The sequence below is a fragment of the Klebsiella sp. BIGb0407 genome, from assembly GCF_024807845.1.
Classification (GTDB): domain Bacteria; phylum Pseudomonadota; class Gammaproteobacteria; order Enterobacterales; family Enterobacteriaceae; genus JGM124.
Genome location: NZ_JANUEQ010000003.1, coordinates 356759 through 379112, shown reverse-complemented (window position 1 = coordinate 379112; position 22354 = coordinate 356759). Strand labels below are relative to the sequence as shown.

The following is a 22354-nucleotide window of genomic DNA, read 5'->3' as shown; positions in this document are numbered from 1 at the left end:
TTAAATACCAGACCTGAAAGATTGGCGCAATGCCAGATAGGGCAAAAGTTTGACGTGAGCCACAAAAAAGCACCCTGACGGGTGCTTTTTTAGGCACTTTTAGGATTGTAATATTATTGTTGCAACTCTTTTTCGGTAAAAAGATCGGCGAACAATGCTGTGCTCAGATAGCGCTCTCCTGAGGATGGCAGAATCACTACGATATTCTTTTCAGAAAAAGCCGGGTCTTCCTGGAGCTTGAGCGCTGCGGCTACCGCTGCACCGGAAGAAATGCCTGCCAGGATACCTTCGTCTTCCATCAGGCGACGAGCAGTGGAAATAGCTTCGTCGTTGCTAATGGCAACGACTTTATCGATAAGCTTAAGGTCAAGGTTGCCTGGGATAAAACCAGCACCAATACCCTGAATTTTATGAGGGCCAGGTTTAATTTCTTCGCCAGCCAGTGCCTGAGCAATAACCGGAGAGTCTGTTGGCTCTACGGCGACGCTAATCAGCGCCTCTTTACCTTTGGTTTTCTTGATGTAACGGCTGACACCTGTCAGCGTGCCACCGGTGCCAACACCCGCAATAAATACATCAACTTCACCATCGGTATCTTCCCAGATTTCCGGGCCTGTGGTTTTTTCGTGAATTTCTGGGTTAGCAGGGTTACTGAACTGCTGGAGCAGCAGATATTTTGCCGGATCGCTGGCAACGATTTCTTCTGCTTTCTGAATCGCGCCTTTCATGCCTTTGGCGCCTTCAGTTAACACCAGGTTAGCGCCCAGTGCTTTGAGCAGCTTACGGCGTTCAATACTCATGGTTTCAGGCATAGTCAGAGTAAGCTTATAGCCACGTGCAGCGGCGACATAAGCCAGAGCAATACCGGTATTTCCACTGGTCGGCTCGACCAGTTCTACACCCGGTTTAAGCACGCCACGTTTTTCGGCATCCCAAATCATATTTGCGCCAATACGGCATTTAACGCTAAAGCTTGGATTACGGGACTCCACTTTTGCCAGAATGCGTCCATTGCCAATACGGTTCAAGCGGACCAGAGGTGTATGACCAATGGTCAGGGAGTTATCTTCATAAATTTTGCTCATTACTCATCCTTAATAGTCGAAATTTGAGATACCGGTTCAGCATACCTGCTCAGACAATATGCGGAAGTAAGGAAATAGCATATCTATATGTGTAACAGAAATAAGGCCTCGAAAATGGGAATAAGAGACGACACTCCAGACTTCAAGTGTCGCCGTGAGTTCGCTAAATTTATCGCCACTGGGCGTGCTGGTTACGATAACAATCCACCCACATAGCGGTTGCCCCACAAACCGCAACTGGCATGATAAACAGGTTCACAAAGGGTACCAGGGTACACAGATTTATCAGCGAGCCAAATTGCAGCTGAGTTGTTTTGTTGGTTCGTAATGCGGCGCGCATATCATTAAATGGAACTTTATGGTTATCAAAAGGATAATCACAGTATTGAAGCGCTAACATCCAGGCGCTAAACAAAAACCAGAGTATCGGGGCTACTGTCTGACCCACTCCGGGAATAAAATATAACACCAGCAGTAACAGCGCACGCGGCAGGTACCAGCGAAATTTCTGCCATTCGCGTTTCATTATTCTGGGGGTATCTTTTAGCACATCACTGATACCCGTATCGGGCGGAGTTGCTCCGGTTAAGCGTGCTTCCAGCTGTTCTGCCAGTAACCCGCAGAATGGCGCAGCAATCCAGTTAGCAATGGTCGAGAAAAGGTAACTGAACACCAGAAGCACGGAAATGACTGCTAGCGGCCAGATTAAGTAATTCAGCCACTGTAACCATGCAGGGACGTAAGACATAATGGCCGGGATCCAATCATTCAGGCGAGTAAATAACCACCAGAATGCACCTCCCATCAACAGGATATTGAGCAGCAACGGCAGAATGACGAAGCGTTTTATGCCCGGTTCGAGCACTAATTTGCAACCTTGTGTAAAATAGTGAACGCCATTACGTTGGCGGTTGTCAGAAGGTAATACCATGATTTAAACAGACTCCGTTATCAATGAGATCGGCTGGCATGCCTATCATAACCGAGCTCAAGAGAAGATATGTATCGGGATTTGGTCGAAAAAGAGACGAAAAGTGTCCTGGATCTATCTTTCTGTTGAGAAAAATGCGCTCACACTTGCACTTGTGCAGATGGGCAAATACTCTTAGTGTATAAATGTTTGCCATGTAGGCAAGGTGTTAGAACAACAGAGAATATAATGATGCAGGATTTGCGTCTGATATTAATCATTGTTGGCGCGATAGCCATAATAGCATTGTTGGTTCACGGACTGTGGACCAGCCGTAAGGAGCGTTCGTCTATTTTTCGCGATCGTCCACTGAAACGTATGAAGTCTAAGCGAGATGAAGACGAATACGATGACGAGGATGAAGATGAAGAGCAGGACAGTGTTGGAGAAGTACGCGTCCACCGTACAGCCCCTGCATCTGAACTGACATCACGTGAACAACAGAGCGCGACTTCACAGCCATCGCCCCAGCATAAGTATGAACCCCCTTATGCATCGGCCCAGCCGCGTCATGCAACACCGCCAGTTGAGCCTGCACCTAAGGTCTATGCTGAACCGGTTGCTCCTCGCGCTGAACCTGTTGCTTCACGTCCTGAGCCCGTCAGAGCTGCAGAGCCGGAACCTGTTGTGGTCGTACAGCCGGAACCTGAACCTGTAGTTGTTGCTGAACCTGTGCCAGTCGAAAAACCGCGTTTGAAAGAAACTGTCGTGGTGATGAATGTGGCTGCACATCCGGGCAATATGCTGAACGGCGAACTGTTGTTAGCCAGTATCCAGCAGGCGGGCTTTAAATTTGGTGAAATGAATATTTTCCATCGTCATTTGAGTCCGGATGGCAGTGGTTCTGTATTGTTTAGTCTGGCGAACATGGTGAAACCTGGCTCATTTGATCCTGATTTTATGACCGAGTTTTTGACCCCGGGCGTAACCATCTTTATGCAGGTCCCTTCTTATGGTGATCCGCAGCAAAACTTTAAGCTGATGCTACAGTCAGCTCAGCATATTGCTGATGAAGTGGGTGGAGTCGTATTAGATGACGGACGCCGGATGATGACGCCACAGAAAATGCGGGAGTATCAAGACCGTATTCGTGAAGTCATGGACGCAAACAACTAACAGGTTGTTGTTACGCTCTTATCACAATCAAGGGACGCAATGCCTCCCTCATTCAATTTGTAATCAATCAACCCCCGCATGTCGGGGGTTTTTTATCCTTGATGGTGCAATATGGACTCAATTGAAAAACAACTGACGAGGCTAAGGGCAACCCTTCGTCATCATGAGTATCTCTATCATGTCCTTGATAATCCTGAGATCCCCGATGCTGAATATGACCGTTTAATTCGTGAGCTGCGTGAGCTGGAGTCCCTTCATCCTGAACTTGTAACGCCTGACTCACCAACTCAACGCGTGGGTGCCGCGCCATTAAGTGAATTTACCCAAATACGTCATGAAGTTCCGATGCTGTCGCTGGATAACGTCTTTGATGAAACCAGCTATCTGGCCTTTAATAAGCGCCTTCAGGACAGATTAAAAACGACTGAAGCGGTAACCCTCTGCTGCGAGTTAAAACTGGATGGTTTGGCGGTAAGCCTGCTGTATGAAGAGGGTGTGCTGGTACGAGCGGCAACACGCGGTGACGGGACCACGGGTGAGAATATTACCGCGAATGTTCGTACTATCCGCGCTATCCCATTAAAACTTCGCGGCGAAAATATTCCTCGTCGTCTCGAAGTGCGGGGTGAGGTTTTTTTACCTCAGGCTGGCTTTGAGAAAATTAATGAGGAAGCGCGTCGTACCGGAGGCAAAATTTTTGCCAATCCACGTAATGCGGCCGCGGGTTCATTGCGTCAGCTTGATCCGCGTGTTACCGCTAAACGTCCGCTAACCTTTTTCTGTTACGGTGTAGGGCTGCTTGAAGGCGGTACTCTTCCCGGCAGTCACTACGCGCGTTTACAGCAGTTCAAAACCTGGGGGCTTCCGGTCAGTTCCCGAACGCGTTTATGCCACAGCCCAGAGGAAGTGTTGAGCTTTTACCAGCAGGTCGAAGCTGAGCGTCCGACACTGGGCTTTGATATTGACGGTGTGGTCATTAAAGTTGACTCACTAGAGCTGCAAGAGACGCTGGGATTTGTCGCCCGCGCACCACGCTGGGCGGTAGCCTTTAAGTTTCCGGCTCAGGAAGAGATGACTTGGGTCCGTGATGTGGAGTTCCAGGTTGGGCGGACAGGAGCGATAACACCTGTAGCACGTCTTGAACCTGTTCAGGTCGCAGGTGTTATGGTGAGCAACGCTACACTGCATAATGCTGATGAAATAGATCGTCTGGGACTGCGTATTGGTGACAAAGTGGTTATTCGCCGTGCTGGAGATGTTATCCCAAAGGTCGTTGGCGTGGTTGAGTCCGCACGTCCTGAGAATACGCAAGAGATTATCTTCCCGACCCATTGCCCGGTCTGTGGCTCTGATGTTGAGCGGGTTGAAGGTGAAGCGATTGCGCGCTGTACCGGAGGATTAATTTGTGGTGCGCAGCGCAAAGAGTCTTTGAAACACTTTGTCTCCCGTCGGGCACTGGATGTTGACGGAATGGGGGATAAAATTATCGACCAACTGGTGGATAAAGAGTATGTCCATACACCAGCGGACTTATTTGAGCTGACTCCGGGTAAACTGACCGTGCTTGAACGAATGGGGCCTAAATCAGCGCAAAACGTGGTTAACGCCCTGCAAAAAGCGAAAGAAACTACCTTTGCGCGCTTTTTATATGCGCTGGGTATTCGTGAGGTTGGCGAAGCTACCGCTGCAGGACTTGCCGCCCATTTTGGGACTCTCGACGCCTTGATCGCCGCTGATGTTGACCAGCTACAAACAGTGCCTGATGTGGGTATTGTGGTCGCCACTCACGTCTTCAATTTCTTCGCAGAAGAGAGTAACCGTGAGGTCATTCGTCAGTTAACGGAGAAAGCAGGAGTTCACTGGCCTGCGCCTGTGGTTGTCAATGCTGAAGAGATAGACAGCCCGTTTGCCGGTAAAACGGTTGTTCTGACGGGCTCATTAAGCCTGATGGCAAGGGATGAAGCTAAAGACAGGCTCGCGGCTCTGGGGGCTAAAGTTGCGGGAAGCGTGTCAAAGAAAACCGATCTGGTGATTGCCGGTGAAGCGGCCGGTTCTAAGCTTGCTAAAGCGCAGGAGCTGGGAATCACAGTGATTGATGAAGCGGAGATGATCCGCCTGCTGAGTGAACATGCTTGATAAAGAGAAACTGATAACGATAGCTAACACCACGATGCCATTTGGTAAATATAAAGGGAGAGTGCTGATAGCTCTTCCTGAAGAATATTTATTATGGTTTGCCCGCAAAGATGGCTTCCCGGCAGGGGAGCTAGGCGAGCTGATGGCGCTGACTCTGCTGATTAAAACCGAAGGGCTGGAAGGACTTGTCCAGCCCCTGCAACGGCGTTAGTTCTGACTGGCGGCTGCTTCAGCCGCGGCTTTAGCAGCAAGCGCCTGACGGTGGTAGCGCTTGGCCATTATGGCGCATACGATAAGCTGGATCTGATGGAAAATCATCAGCGGCAGCACCATGATACCGACTGCCGCTGCCGGAAACAGTATGTTAGCCATTGGGATACCATTGGCGAGGCTCTTTTTCGAGCCACAGAAGACAATGGTAATTTCATCAGCCTTGTTGAAACCCAGTTTCCGGGCAGCAACGATATTGACCCCGATAACGATAGCCAGCAGTATCAGGCTTATCAGCACAATATACAGCAATGCGCTGATACCGACTTTATTCCAGATACCGTGCGACACTGCTTCACTAAAAGCGGTATAGACGACTAACAGAATCGATGTCTGATCGGTTTTACCAATCATCTTCTTGTGTTTTGCCACAAAATTCCCAATCCACGGACGCATTAAATGCCCGAGGACAAAGGGGAGTAGCAGTTGCAGCATAATTCTGCCGACATCATGGAAGCTACCACTCGCACCTTGTACCTGCATCACGATACCCACCAAAACGGGTGACAGGAAAATACCTAATACGCTGGATGCAGAGGCGGAACAGACGGCTGCCGCGACATTTCCCCCGGCGATAGAGGTAAAGGCAATCGCTGACTGTACTGTCGCAGGTAAAATTGAGAGATAGAGGAAACCGTCATAAATATGCTGGCTAACTGCAAAAGGTTGCCACCAGTTTAAGAGCACACCTAATGCCGGAAACAGAATAAAGGTGCTGCACATCACCCATAAATGTAAACGCCAGTGACCCCCACCCGCAATAATCGCTTCACGTGATAACTTAGCGCCATGCATAAAAAAGAGCAGGGCAATTGCGGCGGTAGTCAGCCACTCAAAGAATACATAGACATCACCTACGGCTGGAAGAAAAGAAGCCAGTAAGACTGTTAAAACCAGGATGAGTGTAAAAGGATCTAAAACACGAAACAATTGCATAACCAGTTCTCCGCCGAAAGAGGCCTATTGTGTTCTTTCTGGTTTTAGAAATAAAATTGATTTATTTAATAGATTGATGAATTTTATAAATGAATTATTCGCTACGTCAGTTACGCATTTTTGTTGCTGTTGCTCGCAAAGGTAGTTTTAGTCAGGCGGGAGCGGCTATAGGGCTTAGTCAGTCGGCTGTAAGCCACAGTGTCAAAGATCTGGAAACCACCTTGAGCGTGAAGTTACTCGACAGAACGACACGCGAAGTGGTTCTGACGGCAGCGGGTGAGCAACTGGCTTCGAAACTGGAGCTGTTGCTGGAAGAGCTGAATACTACATTGCTTGATGCACGTAGCATCGGCCATCAACTGAGTGGTACGGTACGCGTCGCTGCCAGCCAGACTATCTCGGCCCATCTGATGCCACAGTCCATTGCGATGGCGGCACAAAACTATCCTGAAATTCAATTTATCCTTTATGACAGGCCCCAGCAGTGGGTACTGGAAAGTGTACGTCAGGGAGAGGTTGACCTGGCCATTGTTATCGATCCCGGAGAGGCGAGTGATTTACATTGTGAAGAAGTGTTGTCAGAACCTTTCTTCTTACTCTGTCGCAGTGATGATCCCCTGGCTAATACGCCTCAGGTTGCCTGGAAGCAATTACAGGGGGCTAAGCTGGTATTACAGGACTATGCGTCCGGTAGCCGTCCGTTAATCGATGAGGCGCTCTTTAAGCAAGAAATTGAGGCGCAGATTGTGCAGCAAATAGGACATCCGGCAACGCTCTATCCCATGGTTGAAGCCGGAATTGGCATCAGTATCCTGCCAGCGCTGGCTTTGCCTTTACCGGAAGGACAGTCACTGGTCGTCAAGCGATTGATTCCGACAGTTGACCGAACCATTATGCTGGTTCGCCGCAGGAATCGTTCGCTGTCCAGAGCCGCAGAGGTTATCTGGCAGGTGGTTCACCATCAGGCGCAGTTATTAACCGAAGCCCGTAAAGGCCACCCGCTCTTTGATGACACTCTTTATTCTCAGATATAGATATCAATTTTTTTGCCGTCAGCAGGATGATTAACGCCGACTTCAGGAACTGACTGAGACTGATTTTTTTGCGTGGCTTGTTCAGCCTGTTGACGTTGCAGCTGTGCCAGCTGTGTTTGCAGCATTTTTATCTGAGCCTGTATCAACTCCTGCTGCTGCTTTTTCTCTTCAACTGAACCGTCACCGGAAGATACATCTTTTAACTGTTTAGTGAGTTTAGTGATTTGGCTGGTCAGGCGACTGATTTGTCCTGCCAGACTGTTATCTGAACTACCTGATGCAGAAGAAGATGAGCTTGCTAAGCTGACTGTGGTATTAATTGTTGTCATTATTACACCTATATATAAGCCGTATCCCGGCCTGTTATCGGCATATATTTGAGAAAGTTGATATTGCAGGTAAGAAATCATAACGCAGATAGCAAAAAGGCGCCTTTAGGGCGCCTTAATACATTGGTGGGTCGTGCAGGATGACTCGGCCTGTGGCCTCGCCCTTCGGGCCGTTGCTGCGCAACGTTGTTTCGCTTCGCTTCACTCGAACCTGCAGCAGGTTCGAACCCCGCCCGAATTACGCATAGCAAAAAGGCGCCTTTAGGGCACCTTAATACATTGGTGGGTCGTGTAGGATGACTCGGCCTGCGGCCTCGCCCTTCGGGCCGTTGCTACGCAACGTTGTTTCGCTACGCTTCACTCGAACCTGCTGCAGGTTCGAACCCCGCCCGAATCGCGCATAGCAAAAAGGCGCCTTTAGGGCGCCTTCGTACATTGGTGGGTCGTGCAGGATGACTCGGCCTGCGGCCTCGCCCTTCGGGCCGTTGCTGCGCAACGTTGTTTCGCTTCGCTTCACTCGAACCTGCTGCAGGTTCGAACCCCGCCCGAATCGCGCATAGCAAAAAGGCGCCTTTAGGGCGCCTTCATACATTGGTGGGTCGTGCAGGATTCGAACCTGCGACCAATTGATTAAAAGTCAACTGCTCTACCAACTGAGCTAACGACCCGAAGTGGTGGGTGATGACGGGATCGAACCGCCGACCCCCTCCTTGTAAGGGAGGTGCTCTCCCAGCTGAGCTAATCACCCACTTCGGTACTTCTTAAAACTAACAAGAAACTTTCGCTGGTGAGAAAGTGGTGGGTGATGACGGGATCGAACCGCCGACCCCCTCCTTGTAAGGGAGGTGCTCTCCCAGCTGAGCTAATCACCCACTTCTCAAGTCTCTTGTCTACACTGCGGGATTCACTCATTAAGAGTGGTGGGTGATGACGGGATCGAACCGCCGACCCCCTCCTTGTAAGGGAGGTGCTCTCCCAGCTGAGCTAATCACCCCCGCTGTGTGGAGTCGCATTATAGGGATAGTTGAAACTGAGTCAACCTATTAGATAGTGATATCAATTCATTTGTTGTCATCTTGAGCGTTAGTGATGATTTACTGGGCAGTGGAGGCGTATTTTTAACCAAGTCGGCTTTGGTTTGCTGAGGTTGCGGTATTTTTCTTGAGACAGGCATCAGTTCTGACGAGTGATTTTTTCAGCAGTCAGCTTGGAATAGTGAGTATTGTTTATCACGAAATGGAAAAGAGGGAAGGGGGGAGTGACTGCAGCAGGTTCGAACCCCGCCCGAATCGCGCATAGCAAAAAGGCGCCTTTAGGGCGCCTTCGTACATTGGTGGGTCGTGCAGGATGACTCGGCCTGCGGCCTCGCCCTTCGGGCCGTTGCTGCGCAACGTTGTTTCGCTTCGCTTCACTCGAACCTGCTGCAGGTTCGAACCCCGCCCGAATCGCGCATAGCAAAAAGGCGCCTTTAGGGCGCCTTCATACATTGGTGGGTCGTGCAGGATTCGAACCTGCGACCAATTGATTAAAAGTCAACTGCTCTACCAACTGAGCTAACGACCCGAAGTGGTGGGTGATGACGGGATCGAACCGCCGACCCCCTCCTTGTAAGGGAGGTGCTCTCCCAGCTGAGCTAATCACCCACTTCGGTACTTCTTAAAACTAACAAGAAACTTTCGCTGGCGAGAAAGTGGTGGGTGATGACGGGATCGAACCGCCGACCCCCTCCTTGTAAGGGAGGTGCTCTCCCAGCTGAGCTAATCACCCACTTCTCAAGTCTCTTGTCTACACTGCGGGATTCACTCATTAAGAGTGGTGGGTGATGACGGGATCGAACCGCCGACCCCCTCCTTGTAAGGGAGGTGCTCTCCCAGCTGAGCTAATCACCCCCGCTGTGTGGAGTCGCATTATAGGGAGAGTTGAAAATGAGTCAACGCATTTTGTTAAGTTTTTTTCAGTTAGTCTTAAAAATAAACGATCCAGCCAAGAATGACTTACGTGTGTTTGATTTGCCATCAAATCATCAGGAATATGACTCTTGCCCGGCTGTAACATTGAGGAATTAGCCCACAGTGATAGAATGTTATTGTGAACTTTCTCTGGCAACTGCCGTTTTATCGGCATTTCTGCGTAATTAAGGCCTTTTAATGAAAATCAAAACTCGCTTTGCACCAAGCCCGACTGGCTATCTCCACGTCGGTGGTGCTCGTACCGCTCTTTATTCCTGGCTTTTTGCTCGTCACAACGGCGGCGAGTTTGTATTACGTATTGAAGATACAGATCTCGAACGCTCCACTCCAGAAGCCATCGAAGCCATTATGGATGGTATGAACTGGCTGAGCCTTGAGTGGGATGAGGGCCCTTATTTCCAGACTAAACGTTTTGACCGCTACAATGCAGCTATTGATGAAATGCTGGAAGCGGGAACCGCCTATAAGTGCTATTGCTCCAAAGAACGTCTGGATGAGCTGCGTGAAACACAAATGGCGAATCATGAAAAACCACGCTACGACGGTCGCTGTCGTCATGGGGCTCATGAACATGCCGCAGATGAGCCTTGTGTGGTTCGTTTTGCTAACCCGCAAGAAGGGTCAGTGATTTTTGACGACCAAATTCGTGGTCCTATCGAATTTAGCAATCAGGAACTTGATGACCTGATCATCCGTCGTACCGATGGCGCTCCAACCTATAACTTCTGTGTGGTTGTTGATGACTGGGATATGCAAATCACCCACGTTATTCGTGGTGAAGACCATATCAACAACACCCCACGTCAAATCAATATCCTGAAAGCACTGAATGCACCGGTTCCTCTTTACGCTCACGTATCGATGATTAACGGTGATGATGGCAAAAAACTATCCAAACGTCATGGTGCAGTCAGTGTGATGCAATACCGTGATGATGGCTATTTACCTGAGGCGCTGCTCAACTATCTGGTACGTCTGGGCTGGGCTCATGGCGATCAGGAAATCTTTACCCGTGAAGAGATGATTGAATTATTTGCTCTGAACTCGGTAAGTAAGTCAGCCAGTGCTTTCAATACAGAAAAATTACAGTGGCTTAACCATCATTATATTAACCACTTGCCACCAGAATATGTTGCTACCCAGCTTCAGTGGCATATTGAGCAAGAAAATATTGATACCCGCACCGGACCACAATTAGCTGATTTAGTTAAATTATTGGGTGAACGTTGCAAGACCCTGAAAGAAATGGCACAAACCTGCCGCTATTTCTATGAAGACTTCGCTGAATTCGATGCCGATGCGGCGAAAAAACATCTTCGTCCCGTTGCGCGTCAGCCACTGGAAGTGGTGCGTGACAAATTAGCGGCTATTACTGTCTGGAGTGCTGAAAATGTTCACCAGGCGATTCAGGCAACCGCGGATGAGCTTGAAGTAGGCATGGGCAAGGTCGGTATGCCACTACGTGTAGCTGTAACGGGCGGTGGTCAGTCTCCGGGCCTGGACGTGACGGTTCATGCCATTGGTAAAACGCGTGCAATAGAGCGCATTACAAAAGCTTTGGCGTTTATTAGTGAGCGTGAAGGGCAGTAACTGTTCGTTCTGTTCTGAAGAGCCGGTATTGATTACCGGCTTATAGAACTCTTTAAGTAACAGAGGGTAAATTTACCTCCCCCTGTTACTTTTTTATCTACAGCTTTATAACCTCAGTTCAATGGCTGAACGGGCTATTCATCTCTGATACCCAGTCGAGTCAACACGCCTGCAATACCATCTCGCAATAATATCGCAGCCATTCTTTGTTGCTCGCTATCGGACATTTGCTGGAGTGAATTTAACAGCAGATTTTCCAGTGGTGTATCATTGACGTTATAGCGGACCTGATTATCAGTGACGCGCCTGGCGCTATTGATAAACTCTCGAACCTGTTCATCAATATGGATAAGGCGAGCCTTACCACCCTGGACTCCCGGTTTTGGCGAGGTCGTCCAGCTTTGTCTGCGTACCCACTTGTTGATGGTTTGGCGGCTATAACCAGTAACTATAGCTAATTCCTCGGGTGTCATTCTTTCCTTGAGCACGGTGATTCCTTTTCATTTCCTGAAGGGAGGGGTTAGTGGTCCATTTTATTGAAGTATTTTACCTCAAACAGTGACAGAATTAACTACAACGCGATTTGATGCAATCAGGATTTAATCAGGGCGATGACTTTTTAGGCGATTGAGCGCGGAAAAACAATTTGCCGTTGACAGCGTATGATGGGTTTCATATTATGCCGCCCGTCAGCACGACAAGGTTATATGGTCTGGGGCTATAGCTCAGCTGGGAGAGCGCTTGCATGGCATGCAAGAGGTCAGCGGTTCGATCCCGCTTAGCTCCACCAAATCTTTACCAGCAAGATTTGGACCATAGTAAAACCGACAATGTGGGGCTATAGCTCAGCTGGGAGAGCGCTTGCATGGCATGCAAGAGGTCAGCGGTTCGATCCCGCTTAGCTCCACCACATTTTAAACCCTCGCAATTGCGGGGGTTTTTGCTTTTATATCTTTGGTATTTGAACGCTATCAGAAGTTATCCGCAGCCCATTCATTTTCCGAATTATCCCCTGTATGCGTTACACAAACCTTCCTGGCTATCAATAAAACGAAAAAAACCGGGCCAATCAGGTCCCGGTTTTTTAGGCCAAATCTCAGTCTCTGTATTATCAGAGAATGTCGGGTATTAGATTACCAATGCTGCAATAGACGCAGACAGGATACTCACCAGAGTCGAACCATAAAGCAGTTTCAGGCCGAAACGTGATACCACGTTACCTTGCTCTTCATTCAGGCCTTTAATCGCACCGGCGATGATACCAATTGACGAGAAGTTAGCGAAGGAAACCAGGAACACTGACAAGATGCCTTCAGCGCGTGGAGACAAGGTGCTGGCAATTTTCTGCAAGTCCATCATGGCAACAAATTCATTCGAAACCAGTTTGGTTGCCATAATACTGCCCACCTGCAACGCTTCACCCGCTGGAACGCCCATCACCCATGCAATTGGATAGAAGATATAACCCAGAATGCCTTGGAAAGAGATACCCAAGACAGTAGAGAATAGTGCGTTCAGTGCAGAAATTAGAGCGATAAAACCAATCAGCATTGCAGCAACGATAACGGCGACTTTAAAACCAGCCAGGATGTATTCACCCAGCATTTCAAAGAAGCTTTGTCCTTCATGTGCATTGGTCATTTCCAGCTTATCTTCTGTTTCGTCAACCTGATACGGGTTGATAAGTGAAACAATGATGAAGGTACTGAACATGTTCAATACCAGCGCTGCAACAACGTACTGCGGTTGTAACATCGTCATATAAGCACCAACAATCGACATGGAAACAGTCGACATCGCGGTTGCTGACATGGTGTACATACGGTTACGAGACATTTTGCCGAGAATATCTTTATAAGCGATAAAGTTCTCAGATTGTCCGAGGATCAGTGAGCTGACGGCGTTAAATGACTCCAGTTTACCCATGCCATTGACTTTAGAAAGCACGGTACCGATAGCGCGGATAACAATCGGCAGTACGCGTATATGTTGCAAAATACCGATAAGAGCAGAGATAAAGATAATCGGGCACAGTACTTTCAGGAAGAAGAATGCCAGGCCTTCATCATTCATTTTACCAAACACAAAATCAGTACCTTGGTTGGCAAAACCGAGTAGTTTCTCGAACATGCTTGAGAAACCTTGAACAAATCCTAAACCCACATCTGAAGTCAGGAAGAACCAGGCCAGTAACACTTCAATAACCAGTAACTGGATAATAAAGCGAATGCGTATTTGTTTGCGGTTAGGACTGACCAGGATAGCTAGCAGTGCAACAACAGCAAGCGCTAAAATGAAATGCAGAATATGGGACATATTTGCTCCGAATATGAGGCAAGTTTAGTTTCGTTGCACATTCTATGTAACGGCAAACAATAAAATGAGATCAGCGCCACAAAATAGGAATGTTCTATAATTGAAAATCAAAATAGTGATCTGTCATGCAATTTACATATACTCACAAAATGACGTATTTATGTTAGTGGATGTCAGTAAATGTTACCTGTCAGTCCGGTGACATTATATGAATTATCACGGTTTCTGTCCCCTTCCTGTTTAAATACTGTCTAACTCGTCCAGGTTAGACTTGCCTGCTCGCTCTAATTTGTTAGCATTAAACATAGCAAAGGCTATATCCCGGAGATACGCATTGAGTGAACGTCACATTAAACATAGCACCGGGCGAACAAGTCGCAAATTACGACTGGCGTTAATGGGGCCTGCCTTTATCGCGGCGATTGGCTACATTGATCCCGGGAACTTTGCAACCAATATCCAGGCTGGAGCCCGCTTTGGCTACCAGCTACTGTGGGTAGTGGTCTGGGCCAATATAATGGCAGCACTCATCCAGGTTTTATCGGCAAAACTCGGGATTGCTACAGGAAAAAATCTGGCAGAACACATCCGTGATAATTATCCGAAACCCATGGTGTGGTTCTACTGGATTCAGGCGGAAATCATTGCCATGGCGACCGACCTGGCAGAATTTATCGGCGCCGCCATCGGTTTTAAACTTCTTCTCGGTATCTCCCTGCTTCAAGGGGCTGTCCTTACCGCGGTAGCAACCTTTCTTATCTTAATGCTGCAAAACCGCGGGCAGAAGCCTCTTGAAGTGGTTATTGCCGGATTACTGCTGTTTGTGGCGGCGGCTTATCTGGTTGAACTGATTTTTTCCCGGCCTGATATGATGAAGTTAGGGCAGGGGATGCTAATGCCGAGTCTGCCAAACTCTGAAGCGATATTTCTGGCCGCCGGGGTGCTGGGCGCCACTATTATGCCGCACGTCATTTATCTCCATTCATCGCTGACACAAGGGCAGGGGACGGGTAGCCGGGCTGAACGCTATTCGGCGACCAAATGGGACGTGGGCATTGCCATGACCATCGCCGGGTTTGTTAATATTGCGATGATGGCGACCGCGGCCGCGGCATTTCACTTCAGCGGCTATTCTGGCGTTGCGGAGCTGGAAGATGCCTACAAAGCGCTGGAACCCTTATTGGGTCATGCAGCGGCGACTATCTTTGGTTTGAGCCTGGTGGCTGCCGGACTTTCTTCTACTGTGGTCGGAACGCTGGCCGGCCAGGTGGTGATGCAGGGGTTTGTGCATTTCTATATCCCGCTATGGTTACGCAGAGTCATCACCATGATCCCTTCTTTTGTCGTCATCCTGTTAGGGCTGGATCCCACTCGTATTCTGGTGATGAGCCAGGTATTGCTGAGTTTTGGTATCGCTCTGGCTCTGGTGCCATTGCTGCTATTTACCAATGATAGAAAATTGATGGGTGATCTAGTCAATACGCGTTATATGCGCATTATTGTCTGGATGATTGTGCTGATAGTGGTGGCTTTAAATCTCTGGCTTATCTTCGCGACGTTAATCAATTAACACGGCAGGGCATTGAATCCCTGCCGAAAAAATATCAATGGCGACGGTGATGGCGGTCTTTACTGTGTTTTCTATCCTGGTAGCCATCACGGTAGCCGCGCATGTAGCTATCACGGCCTCTGTCTCTGCCGCGTTCCCAGCCTCTGTTGTAACGATGCCAGCTATTTTTCTGCCAGCGATAATTATCATGCCAGTCCCGGCTGTTGAGCCATCTTCCGCCGTCCCAATAATTTCCGCGATAGTCCTTATCACCGATTTGTAGTTTTATCGAAGGAAGCAGCGTTATCTCAGCAGCATGAACCATAGAAGGTGCGCTGATGAGTAACGTTAACGCTAGCATCAGTGGCTTTAACATACTTATTACTCCTGGATATACATCGGCCCCCAATGGCCTGTAGCGTCATATTATCGGTAACAACAAGACGCGATATTGGCAAAATTCTTAATTTAACGTTCACCGGCACGTTTCGCTCAGTGCCAACAAGCAAACCTCGTGCCAGTAATTGGCTGAATCGAGTCGCCAGTAATGTGATCCAGTTCACTGTTTAAGTGGTTTCTGAATGATCGTCTTGTTGTTTAAGCGGGCAAAATCTACAGTGTCGAAAGAATATATTTCGACTTTACTGGAGTGATTAAACCATGACCAAATATGCGTTGGTGGGGGATGTCGGTGGCACTAATGCGCGTCTGGCGTTATGCAGCCTGGATAACGGCGATATTGAACAGATAAAGACCTTCTCCGGACTGGATTTTCCAAGCCTTGAAGCGGTTGTTGCTCACTATCTGACCACGATTGATGCCACAATAAAAGACGCCTCCATTGCCATCGCTTGTCCTATTACTGGCGATTGGGTGGCTATGACCAACCACACATGGGCTTTTTCTATCGAAGAGATGAGAAAGAACCTTGGTCTGGATACTCTGGAAATCATCAACGACTTCACTGCTGTGTCGATGGCTATTCCGATGATCAAACCTGAGCACTTGATTCAGTTTGGTGGCGGCCAACCTGTGGCAGATAAGCCTGTTGCTGTTTATGGCGCGGGTACAGGTCTGGGAGTCAGTCACTTGGTTCATGTTGATAAGCGCTGGGTAAGCCTGCCAGGTGAAGGCGGACACGTTGATTTTGCACCGAACAGCGAAGAAGAAAGTATTATTCTGGAAGTGCTGCGTGCCGAAATTGGCCATGTTTCAGCAGAACGTGTCCTGTCAGGTCCGGGGTTAGTTAACCTGTATCGCGCGATTGTTAAAGCAGATAACCGGGTACCGGAAAACTATCAGCCGAGTGATATTACTGAACGTGCTCTGGCGGATAGCTGCACTGATTGTCGTCGTGCACTGTCACTGTTCTGTGTGATTATGGGGCGTTTTGGTGGCAACCTGGCGCTGAACCTGGGTACTTTTGGCGGGGTTTATATCGCCGGGGGTATTGTGCCGCGCTTTATGGACTTCTTTAAAGCTTCCGGTTTCCGTGCTGCGTTTGAAGATAAAGGCCGTTTTAAAGAGTATGTCAAAGATATTCCGGTCTATTTGATTGCTCACGATCAGCCAGGTCTGTTAGGTGCGGGTGCCCATCTGCGCCAGGTACTGGGTAAAGTGCTGTAAGACCCCTCGATATACATTCGGAACGATAATTGATGCAGGCATTTCGGTGCCTGCTGTCGTATTGGTTCTATATATTATAAATGAAATATTCGAATCGGTAGATAAACACGCCATATAATATTCCACAGATAAAATATTATGCTTATCTTGTCAGCGCCTGATGAGTAAAAATATTTTTGATCCCCTCTCGACAGTCTCTTTTATTTCAGGCTATTGTCAGCGGTAGCCACCCCATGTGGCAGCGTCGCTCGGACGGTCCGGGCGCTCACGTAATCAGAGGAATTTATGGCTGACTCCAGTCCAAAACGTCATTTTTCGCGTATCGATCGTCTTCCCCCTTATGTTTTTAATATTACCGCTGAATTGAAAATGGCTGCGCGTCGGCGTGGCGAAGATATTATCGATTTCAGTATGGGTAACCCGGACGGTGCGACTCCTCCTCATATTGTTGAAAAACTCTGCACCGTGGCACAGCGTGACGATACCCATGGTTATTCAACCTCTCGTGGTATTCCGCGTTTACGCAGAGCGATCTCTGGCTGGTACAAGCAAAGATACGACGTTGATATCGATCCGGAAACGGAAGCGATTGTTACGATAGGCTCCAAAGAAGGTCTGGCTCATTTAATGCTGGCAACCCTGGATCACGGTGATACGGTACTGGTGCCTAATCCCAGTTATCCTATTCATATCTACGGAGCCGTTATCGCCGGGGCGCAGGTTCGTTCTGTTCCTCTGGTAGAAGGGATCGACTTTTTTGCTGAGCTGGAACGTGCTATTCGGGAAAGTTACCCGAAACCGAAAATGATGATCCTCGGTTTTCCTTCTAACCCGACAGCACAATGCGTGGAGCTGGAATTCTTCGAGAAAGTGGTCGCTCTGGCCAAACGTTATGATGTCCTGGTGATCCACGATTTAGCTTACGCTGATATTGTCTATGATGGCTGGAAAGCACCGTCCATTATGGAAGTTCCCGGTGCACGTGATGTCGCCGTAGAATTCTTCACGCTCTCTAAAAGCTATAATATGGCTGGCTGGCGTATTGGCTTTATGGTGGGAAATCAGGAACTGGTGAGTGCCCTGGCACGTATCAAAAGCTATCACGACTACGGTACTTTCACGCCTCTGCAAGTTGCCGCGATTGCCGCTCTTGAAGGGGACCAGCAATGTGTTCGCGATATCGCAGAGCAATATAAACGCCGTCGCGATGTGCTGGTAAAAGGGCTGCATGAAGCAGGCTGGATGGTTGAGTGCCCGAAAGCCTCGATGTATGTCTGGGCGAAAATTCCGGAAGCGTATCAGGAAATGGGATCGCTGGAATTTGCGAAAAAAATGCTCAAGGATGCGAAGGTTTGTGTTTCCCCGGGGATTGGTTTCGGTGAGTATGGCGACACGCATGTTCGTTTTGCGCTGATTGAAAACAGTGACCGTATCCGCCAGGCTGTCCGCGGGATAAAAACCATGTTCCGTAGCGATGGGTTATTGCCGAATAGTCCAAAAAATAACGCTGACCTGGCCGAGTAACTGAGTGCAGGATTTCTTTAAAACAACGACAGGTTAGCAAGCCTGTCGTTTTTTCTGTGCTTTGTCTGGTGTCCGTTATTCAATCATTAAGAAAAACGTGCCTGCCCATAACATCACCATGAACGAAGTGCCCATCAGAAAGTATTTCACTTAGAATCGCTCCGTGCTTTCGCACAAATATTAGACCAAAATGGGTCATCATTGCCCCGATGGCGCTAATGTACTCCCAAGCATAAATTAAAAACAAGTGTCTCAAAATTGTGACACTGATCGTTTTAAAGTGCGGATTAATCGACTAATGAGTCAGCTACAATGAAGTGAAATCTTTATAAATGAGAGTCACTCTCAGTAGCATGGTGATTATGGATGAACTTGCCTGATGGGTGCTGGTGAAAATTACTTATTTACTAATTGGTTAGAGTTAATATTACAGCGATGAAGTGATTTTTTACTGTACCTGTGACTGGCATTATTAACCCGACAGGCAGAGCCGTATTGCAGAGTAAATCGGGTATCTCGCGACATATTTTTTTATCATTTAACGCAAAGAAAAATCGATGCTGAAAAAAATAGATTTAAATAGTGATTTAGGTGAGAGCTTTGGCCAGTGGCAGCTGGGTGATGATGCTGCTATTTTACGCCTGGTCAGCAGTGCGAACGTTGCTTGCGGTTTCCATGCCGGCTCACCTGCCCATTTACTGAATACCCTGAAATCGGCTGCGGCGCAAAACGTTATTGTTGGCGCACACGTCAGTTACCCCGATTTGGTGGGCTTTGGTCGGCGTAATATGGATATCGCCAGCGAAGAGCTAACGGCGGACGTTATTTATCAGATAGGCGCATTACAAGGCCTGGCGTCTGCAGCCGGCACTCAAGTTCGTTATGTCAAACCGCATGGTGCGCTCTACAATACGATAGCTTATAACGAACGACAGGCACTGGCGGTGATTGATGCGATACTGGCGATTAATCCCGGGTTACCTTTAGTGGGGCTGGCAGGTTCGCCTTTATTAAACCTGGCACAACAAAAAGGCTTGAAAACAGTCGCTGAAGCCTTTGCTGACCGCGCTTATCACTCTGATGGCACCCTGGTTTCTCGCAAGCTGGCGGGGGCCGTGATTCACGATGCCCGACAGGCCGCAGAACGTATGCTGCAATGGGTGAGTGAAGGGGGGCTTATCTCCATTGAAGGTCACTTTACGCCGATTGAGGCTCAGTCTATCTGTGTACATGGTGATACACCTGAAGCGATAGCGATGGCGACACAAATTCGTCACTTACTGGAGTCACAAGGTATCGTGATTGACTCCTTTCTGTCTGAGTAATCGGCTATCGGAAAGGTAAGAATTGGAGGCAGTATTAGATGCGATTTATTCCGGTTAATTTGACCCACTTCCTGGTTGAACTGTCCTCCCTTGAAGAGACTCTTGCCCTGTTTGATTCGCTCACGGATACCCTCCCCTCAGGTATCGATGAAATTATCCCGGCAGCCCGAACGCTGCTGATTCGTTTTCAACCGTTGCAGACAAATATGCAGCGGCTGGCGACAGATATCGCTCTGCGCCCGAAAGTATCGGTATCCCGACCCCGGGGTCAGACAATCATTATCCCGGTTCATTATCAGGGTGAAGATCTTGGCACCCTGGCTGATTTATCAGGATTAACTGTACTTCAGGTTATTCAGCATCATCAGGAGTCGGTCTGGAAAGTCGCCTTTACCGGTTTTGCGCCGGGATTTGCTTATCTCACGTCCCCTGACTGGAAATGGCAAATACCCAGGCGCAGTACTCCACGCACGCGGATCCCGGCAGGTTCTGTGGCGGTGGCGGGGATATTTAGCGGCATTTATCCCCAAGCAAGCCCCGGTGGCTGGCAACTTCTGGGCCACACTGAACGCCCAATGTGGGATCTGAACCAAACCTCCCCGGCTTTACTGACCCCCGGTGCGCAAGTTCAATTTATTCCCCATGAAAACGGTAAAACGATTTCATTGCCGGCCCGGGCACCTTCAGTGCCTCATATTTCAGAAAAAGACGCGAGTCTGACGATTCTGGCAACCGGACTTCAGACGCTCTGGCAGGATGAAGGTCGGGCAGGTAAAGCGTCGATGGGGCTTTCTGCCTCAGGGGCGATGGATAAGCAGGCTCTGTATAGCGCTAACCGTATCGTCGGTAATCCACGAGAGGCTTGTTGCCTGGAAGTGACTCAGGGAGGATTACGGATTCGGGCGAATAAAGATCTCGTCCTTGCGGTGACAGGGGCACCTTGTCTGCTGACCCTGACAACCGCGGACGGGCAAGATTTTTTACTGGCAGGCTATCGTCCGCTTAATTTAGCCGCCGGAGATCAACTTGCACTCGGTACACCGCCTCGTGGACTGCGTAGTTATCTGGCGGTCAGGGGCGGTTTTGTCGTCCCGTCAGTATTGGGCAGTTGTTCCTGGGATTCACTGGCACAAACAGGGCCGCAGCCGTTATGTTCAGGTGACGCAATACAGACGGGGAGTCATGTGAGTTTTAGTGCGGTATTGCTTGATGAGCAGCCTGCAAATATTTTGCCAGCAGCGGGTGAAACCGTCACTCTGGATATTATGCCAGGGCCGCGTACCGACTGGTTTACGCCTGAATCCGCTACTTTGCTGACAACACAATGCTGGCAAGTCACCCCTCAGTCTAACCGCATTGGTTTAAGGCTGACAGGTATGGAACCTCTGACCCGCAGCCGTACTGAGGAGTTACCCAGCGAAGGAACCTGTAGCGGGGCGATTCAGGTTCCTGCGAACGGGCAACCGGTGCTTTTCCTGCGTGATAATCCGGTCACGGGGGGGTATCCGGTGATTGCGGTAGTGGCGGACTATCATCTCGATTTGGCGGGACAAATTCCGCCAGGTGTGTTTATCCGATTCAGGGTTGTTTCTTGATAGTAGTGATGAGTGGATTGTCATAGCCTCTGTGTATTATTTCAGAGCCAAAGCCTATGAAAAGAAAAAGCAGTACATCCACACCTCATGATGCAACATTCCAGCAGTTCCTGAGACAGCCGGATATTGCCCGTGACTTTATCGAACTTCATCTCCCGGTGGATCTCCGTGCTGTTTGTGATCTTAGCTCTCTGAAACTGGAGTGCAGCTCTTTTGTGGAAGAGAATCTGCGTCAGTACTTCAGTGATGTACTCTACAGCATGAAAACTTCGACCGGGGATGACGGCTATGTGCATATCCTGATTGAGCATCAGTCCACCCCCGACAAACATATGGCATTTCGTCTGATTCGCTATGCGGTAGCCGCGATGCAGCGTCACCTTGATGCAGGGCATAAAAAATTACCCCTGGTGGTACCGGTACTGTTCTATATGGGTAAGCGCTCGCCTTATCCCTACTCCACTAACTGGTTACAGGAATTTACCGATCCGGCCCAGGCTCAAAAACTCTACAGTAGCGACTTTCCGTTAGTGGATATCACTCTTATCCCGGACGACGAGATTATGCAGCACCGCAGTATGGCTGCGCTGACATTGCTTCAGAAACATATTCGCCGTCGGGATCTCGCAGAATTAACCGACAAACTCAGCACTATTCTACTGACGGACTCTCTCTCTTCATCTCAGATAGCTTCCCTTATTCACTACATTATTCATGCAGGTGATTCGGCAAACGCGGAAGTCTTCATCCGCAAACTGGCAAGCCGGGTACCAGCGCATGAGGAGGAACTTATGACAATCGCTCAAAAACTGGAACAAAACGGAATAGAGAAAGGAATAAAAAAAGGCCTGGAACAAGGGAAGCGGGATATTGCCCGTGATATGTTACAACACGGTATCGATCTCAATATCGTGATGAAAATAACCTCCCTGAGTGAAAAAGATCTGGCACAACTCTGCCATTGAAGATAAAAATGGTGGGCT

General features: G+C 48.8%; 19 protein-coding genes, 10 tRNA genes and 4 other RNA genes. 13 read left to right on the top strand and 20 right to left on the bottom strand.

What is annotated here, in order from left to right:
• Positions 1-113: 113 nt before the first annotated feature.
• Positions 114-1085 (bottom strand): cysteine synthase A, encoded by a 972-nt coding sequence (gene cysK, locus M2387_RS11790; RefSeq protein WP_259049455.1) that lies wholly within the window; start codon positions 1083-1085, stop codon positions 114-116.
• A 169-nt stretch (positions 1086-1254) separates the two neighbouring features.
• The gene (gene cysZ / locus M2387_RS11785) at positions 1255-2016 is read right to left on the bottom strand and encodes a sulfate transporter CysZ (protein ID WP_259049453.1); all 762 of its coding nucleotides are present in this window, start codon (positions 2014-2016) and stop codon (positions 1255-1257) included.
• A gap of 228 nt (positions 2017-2244) precedes the next feature.
• Between cysZ and zipA the strand changes: the two genes are divergently transcribed.
• The 3 genes from zipA to M2387_RS11770 all read left to right on the top strand — a co-directional run bounded on the left by zipA (position 2245) and on the right by M2387_RS11770 (position 5518).
• Entirely contained in the window at positions 2245-3171 is a 927-nt protein-coding gene (gene zipA, locus M2387_RS11780) for a cell division protein ZipA (RefSeq protein WP_259049451.1), read from the top strand.
• Positions 3172-3282: 111 nt separating this feature from the next.
• Positions 3283-5307: an NAD-dependent DNA ligase LigA gene (ligA, locus tag M2387_RS11775; RefSeq protein WP_259049450.1), complete on the top strand. Its 2025-nt coding sequence runs from the start codon at positions 3283-3285 to the stop codon at positions 5305-5307.
• The gene (locus M2387_RS11770; RefSeq protein WP_259049449.1) at positions 5300-5518 is read left to right on the top strand and encodes a DUF3820 family protein; all 219 of its coding nucleotides are present in this window, start codon (positions 5300-5302) and stop codon (positions 5516-5518) included. The genes ligA and M2387_RS11770 overlap by 8 nt, the downstream gene beginning before the upstream one ends.
• On the opposite strand, the gene M2387_RS11765 is transcribed toward M2387_RS11770, so the two are convergent.
• On the bottom strand, positions 5515-6513 hold the full coding sequence (locus M2387_RS11765) for a bile acid:sodium symporter family protein (protein ID WP_259049448.1): 999 nt from the start codon (positions 6511-6513) through the stop codon (positions 5515-5517). The two genes, M2387_RS11770 and M2387_RS11765, sit on opposite strands and share 4 nt — an antisense overlap.
• Before the next feature lie 89 nt (positions 6514-6602).
• Here M2387_RS11765 and M2387_RS11760 point away from each other — a divergent pair, with 89 nt between their 5' ends.
• On the top strand, positions 6603-7547 hold the full coding sequence (locus tag M2387_RS11760) for a LysR family transcriptional regulator (protein WP_259049447.1): 945 nt from the start codon (positions 6603-6605) through the stop codon (positions 7545-7547).
• Here the strand turns inward: M2387_RS11760 and M2387_RS11755 are convergent.
• The 13 genes from M2387_RS11755 to M2387_RS11695 all read right to left on the bottom strand — a co-directional run bounded on the left by M2387_RS11755 (position 7538) and on the right by M2387_RS11695 (position 9765).
• Entirely contained in the window at positions 7538-7876 is a 339-nt protein-coding gene (locus tag M2387_RS11755; RefSeq protein WP_259049446.1) for a FlxA-like family protein, read from the bottom strand. The genes M2387_RS11760 and M2387_RS11755 overlap by 10 nt on opposite strands.
• Positions 7877-8000: 124 nt before the next feature.
• Positions 8001-8125: non-coding RNA, RtT sRNA (locus tag M2387_RS11750), on the bottom strand.
• A 31-nt stretch (positions 8126-8156) separates the two neighbouring features.
• Positions 8157-8281: non-coding RNA, RtT sRNA (locus M2387_RS11745), on the bottom strand.
• Positions 8282-8312: 31 nt separating this feature from the next.
• Positions 8313-8437: non-coding RNA, RtT sRNA (locus M2387_RS11740), on the bottom strand.
• Between the two features lie 31 nt (positions 8438-8468).
• A tRNA-Lys gene (locus M2387_RS11735) sits at positions 8469-8544 on the bottom strand.
• Between the two features lie 4 nt (positions 8545-8548).
• Positions 8549-8624 (bottom strand) — tRNA-Val (locus M2387_RS11730).
• A 48-nt stretch (positions 8625-8672) separates the two neighbouring features.
• Positions 8673-8748 (bottom strand) — tRNA-Val (locus M2387_RS11725).
• Between the two features lie 46 nt (positions 8749-8794).
• Positions 8795-8870 (bottom strand) — tRNA-Val (locus tag M2387_RS11720).
• A gap of 337 nt (positions 8871-9207) precedes the next feature.
• Positions 9208-9332, bottom strand: a non-coding RNA gene (locus tag M2387_RS11715) — RtT sRNA.
• Positions 9333-9363: 31 nt separating this feature from the next.
• Positions 9364-9439, bottom strand: a tRNA-Lys gene (locus M2387_RS11710).
• A gap of 4 nt (positions 9440-9443) precedes the next feature.
• Positions 9444-9519: transfer RNA gene (locus M2387_RS11705), tRNA-Val, on the bottom strand.
• Positions 9520-9567: 48 nt separating this feature from the next.
• Positions 9568-9643: transfer RNA gene (locus tag M2387_RS11700), tRNA-Val, on the bottom strand.
• A 46-nt stretch (positions 9644-9689) separates the two neighbouring features.
• Positions 9690-9765 (bottom strand) — tRNA-Val (locus M2387_RS11695).
• Positions 9766-10023: 258 nt separating this feature from the next.
• On the opposite strand from M2387_RS11695, the gene gltX reads away from it, so the two are divergent.
• Positions 10024-11436, top strand: coding sequence for a glutamate--tRNA ligase (gene gltX / locus M2387_RS11690; protein WP_259049445.1), 1413 nt, complete (start codon positions 10024-10026; stop codon positions 11434-11436).
• Positions 11437-11570: 134 nt separating this feature from the next.
• Here the strand turns inward: gltX and M2387_RS11685 are convergent, their stop codons facing one another.
• Entirely contained in the window at positions 11571-11924 is a 354-nt protein-coding gene (locus tag M2387_RS11685; protein ID WP_259049444.1) for a YfeC-like transcriptional regulator, read from the bottom strand.
• 226 nt (positions 11925-12150) lie between these two features.
• Here M2387_RS11685 and M2387_RS11680 point away from each other — a divergent pair.
• A tRNA-Ala gene (locus M2387_RS11680) sits at positions 12151-12226 on the top strand.
• A 44-nt stretch (positions 12227-12270) separates the two neighbouring features.
• Positions 12271-12346 (top strand) — tRNA-Ala (locus M2387_RS11675).
• 218 nt (positions 12347-12564) lie between these two features.
• On the opposite strand, the gene M2387_RS11670 is transcribed toward M2387_RS11675, so the two are convergent.
• The gene (locus M2387_RS11670; RefSeq protein WP_259049443.1) at positions 12565-13752 is read right to left on the bottom strand and encodes a NupC/NupG family nucleoside CNT transporter; all 1188 of its coding nucleotides are present in this window, start codon (positions 13750-13752) and stop codon (positions 12565-12567) included.
• 334 nt (positions 13753-14086) lie between these two features.
• On the opposite strand from M2387_RS11670, the gene M2387_RS11665 reads away from it, so the two are divergent.
• A complete protein-coding gene (locus M2387_RS11665; RefSeq protein ID WP_259049441.1) occupies positions 14087-15322 on the top strand; it encodes an Nramp family divalent metal transporter in 1236 nt (411 codons plus the stop codon).
• 34 nt (positions 15323-15356) lie between these two features.
• Here M2387_RS11665 and M2387_RS11660 read toward each other — a convergent pair whose 3' ends face one another.
• On the bottom strand, positions 15357-15677 hold the full coding sequence (locus M2387_RS11660) for a DUF2502 domain-containing protein (RefSeq protein ID WP_259049439.1): 321 nt from the start codon (positions 15675-15677) through the stop codon (positions 15357-15359).
• A 284-nt stretch (positions 15678-15961) separates the two neighbouring features.
• On the opposite strand from M2387_RS11660, the gene glk reads away from it, so the two are divergent.
• Together glk and alaC are read left to right on the top strand one after the other, a co-directional pair.
• Entirely contained in the window at positions 15962-16927 is a 966-nt protein-coding gene (glk, locus tag M2387_RS11655; protein WP_259049437.1) for a glucokinase, read from the top strand.
• 285 nt (positions 16928-17212) lie between these two features.
• The gene (alaC, locus tag M2387_RS11650; protein WP_259049435.1) at positions 17213-18451 is read left to right on the top strand and encodes an alanine transaminase; all 1239 of its coding nucleotides are present in this window, start codon (positions 17213-17215) and stop codon (positions 18449-18451) included.
• A 75-nt stretch (positions 18452-18526) separates the two neighbouring features.
• On the opposite strand, the gene ypdK is transcribed toward alaC, so the two are convergent.
• Entirely contained in the window at positions 18527-18601 is a 75-nt protein-coding gene (gene ypdK, locus M2387_RS11645) for a membrane protein YpdK (protein ID WP_259049859.1), read from the bottom strand.
• Between the two features lie 407 nt (positions 18602-19008).
• Between ypdK and M2387_RS11640 the strand changes: the two genes are divergently transcribed.
• The 3 genes from M2387_RS11640 to M2387_RS11630 are packed head-to-tail and all read left to right on the top strand — an operon-like array spanning position 19009 to position 22336.
• Positions 19009-19776, top strand: a complete 768-nt coding sequence (locus M2387_RS11640) for a LamB/YcsF family protein (protein ID WP_259049432.1) — start codon at positions 19009-19011, stop codon at positions 19774-19776.
• Between the two features lie 38 nt (positions 19777-19814).
• On the top strand, positions 19815-21371 hold the full coding sequence (locus M2387_RS11635) for a 5-oxoprolinase subunit B/C family protein (RefSeq protein WP_259049430.1): 1557 nt from the start codon (positions 19815-19817) through the stop codon (positions 21369-21371).
• A 56-nt stretch (positions 21372-21427) separates the two neighbouring features.
• Entirely contained in the window at positions 21428-22336 is a 909-nt protein-coding gene (locus tag M2387_RS11630; protein ID WP_259049428.1) for an Rpn family recombination-promoting nuclease/putative transposase, read from the top strand.
• The last annotated feature ends 18 nt before the right edge of the window (positions 22337-22354 follow it).

Excerpts from the sequence above, each read along its gene's own strand:
- cysK (WP_259049455.1), bottom strand. The coding sequence starts at position 1,085 with ATGAGCAAAATTTATGAAGATAACTCCCTGACCATTGGTCATACACCT.
- cysZ (WP_259049453.1), bottom strand. The coding sequence starts at position 2,016 with ATGGTATTACCTTCTGACAACCGCCAACGTAATGGCGTTCACTATTTT.
- zipA (WP_259049451.1), top strand. The coding sequence starts at position 2,245 with ATGATGCAGGATTTGCGTCTGATATTAATCATTGTTGGCGCGATAGCC.
- ligA (WP_259049450.1), top strand. The coding sequence starts at position 3,283 with ATGGACTCAATTGAAAAACAACTGACGAGGCTAAGGGCAACCCTTCGT.
- M2387_RS11770 (WP_259049449.1), top strand. The coding sequence starts at position 5,300 with ATGCTTGATAAAGAGAAACTGATAACGATAGCTAACACCACGATGCCA.
- M2387_RS11765 (WP_259049448.1), bottom strand. The coding sequence starts at position 6,513 with ATGCAATTGTTTCGTGTTTTAGATCCTTTTACACTCATCCTGGTTTTA.
- M2387_RS11760 (WP_259049447.1), top strand. The coding sequence starts at position 6,603 with ATGAATTATTCGCTACGTCAGTTACGCATTTTTGTTGCTGTTGCTCGC.
- M2387_RS11755 (WP_259049446.1), bottom strand. The coding sequence starts at position 7,876 with ATGACAACAATTAATACCACAGTCAGCTTAGCAAGCTCATCTTCTTCT.
- gltX (WP_259049445.1), top strand. The coding sequence starts at position 10,024 with ATGAAAATCAAAACTCGCTTTGCACCAAGCCCGACTGGCTATCTCCAC.
- M2387_RS11670 (WP_259049443.1), bottom strand. The coding sequence starts at position 13,752 with ATGTCCCATATTCTGCATTTCATTTTAGCGCTTGCTGTTGTTGCACTG.
- M2387_RS11660 (WP_259049439.1), bottom strand. The coding sequence starts at position 15,677 with ATGTTAAAGCCACTGATGCTAGCGTTAACGTTACTCATCAGCGCACCT.
- glk (WP_259049437.1), top strand. The coding sequence starts at position 15,962 with ATGACCAAATATGCGTTGGTGGGGGATGTCGGTGGCACTAATGCGCGT.
- alaC (WP_259049435.1), top strand. The coding sequence starts at position 17,213 with ATGGCTGACTCCAGTCCAAAACGTCATTTTTCGCGTATCGATCGTCTT.
- M2387_RS11640 (WP_259049432.1), top strand. The coding sequence starts at position 19,009 with ATGCTGAAAAAAATAGATTTAAATAGTGATTTAGGTGAGAGCTTTGGC.
- M2387_RS11635 (WP_259049430.1), top strand. The coding sequence starts at position 19,815 with ATGCGATTTATTCCGGTTAATTTGACCCACTTCCTGGTTGAACTGTCC.
- M2387_RS11630 (WP_259049428.1), top strand. The coding sequence starts at position 21,428 with ATGAAAAGAAAAAGCAGTACATCCACACCTCATGATGCAACATTCCAG.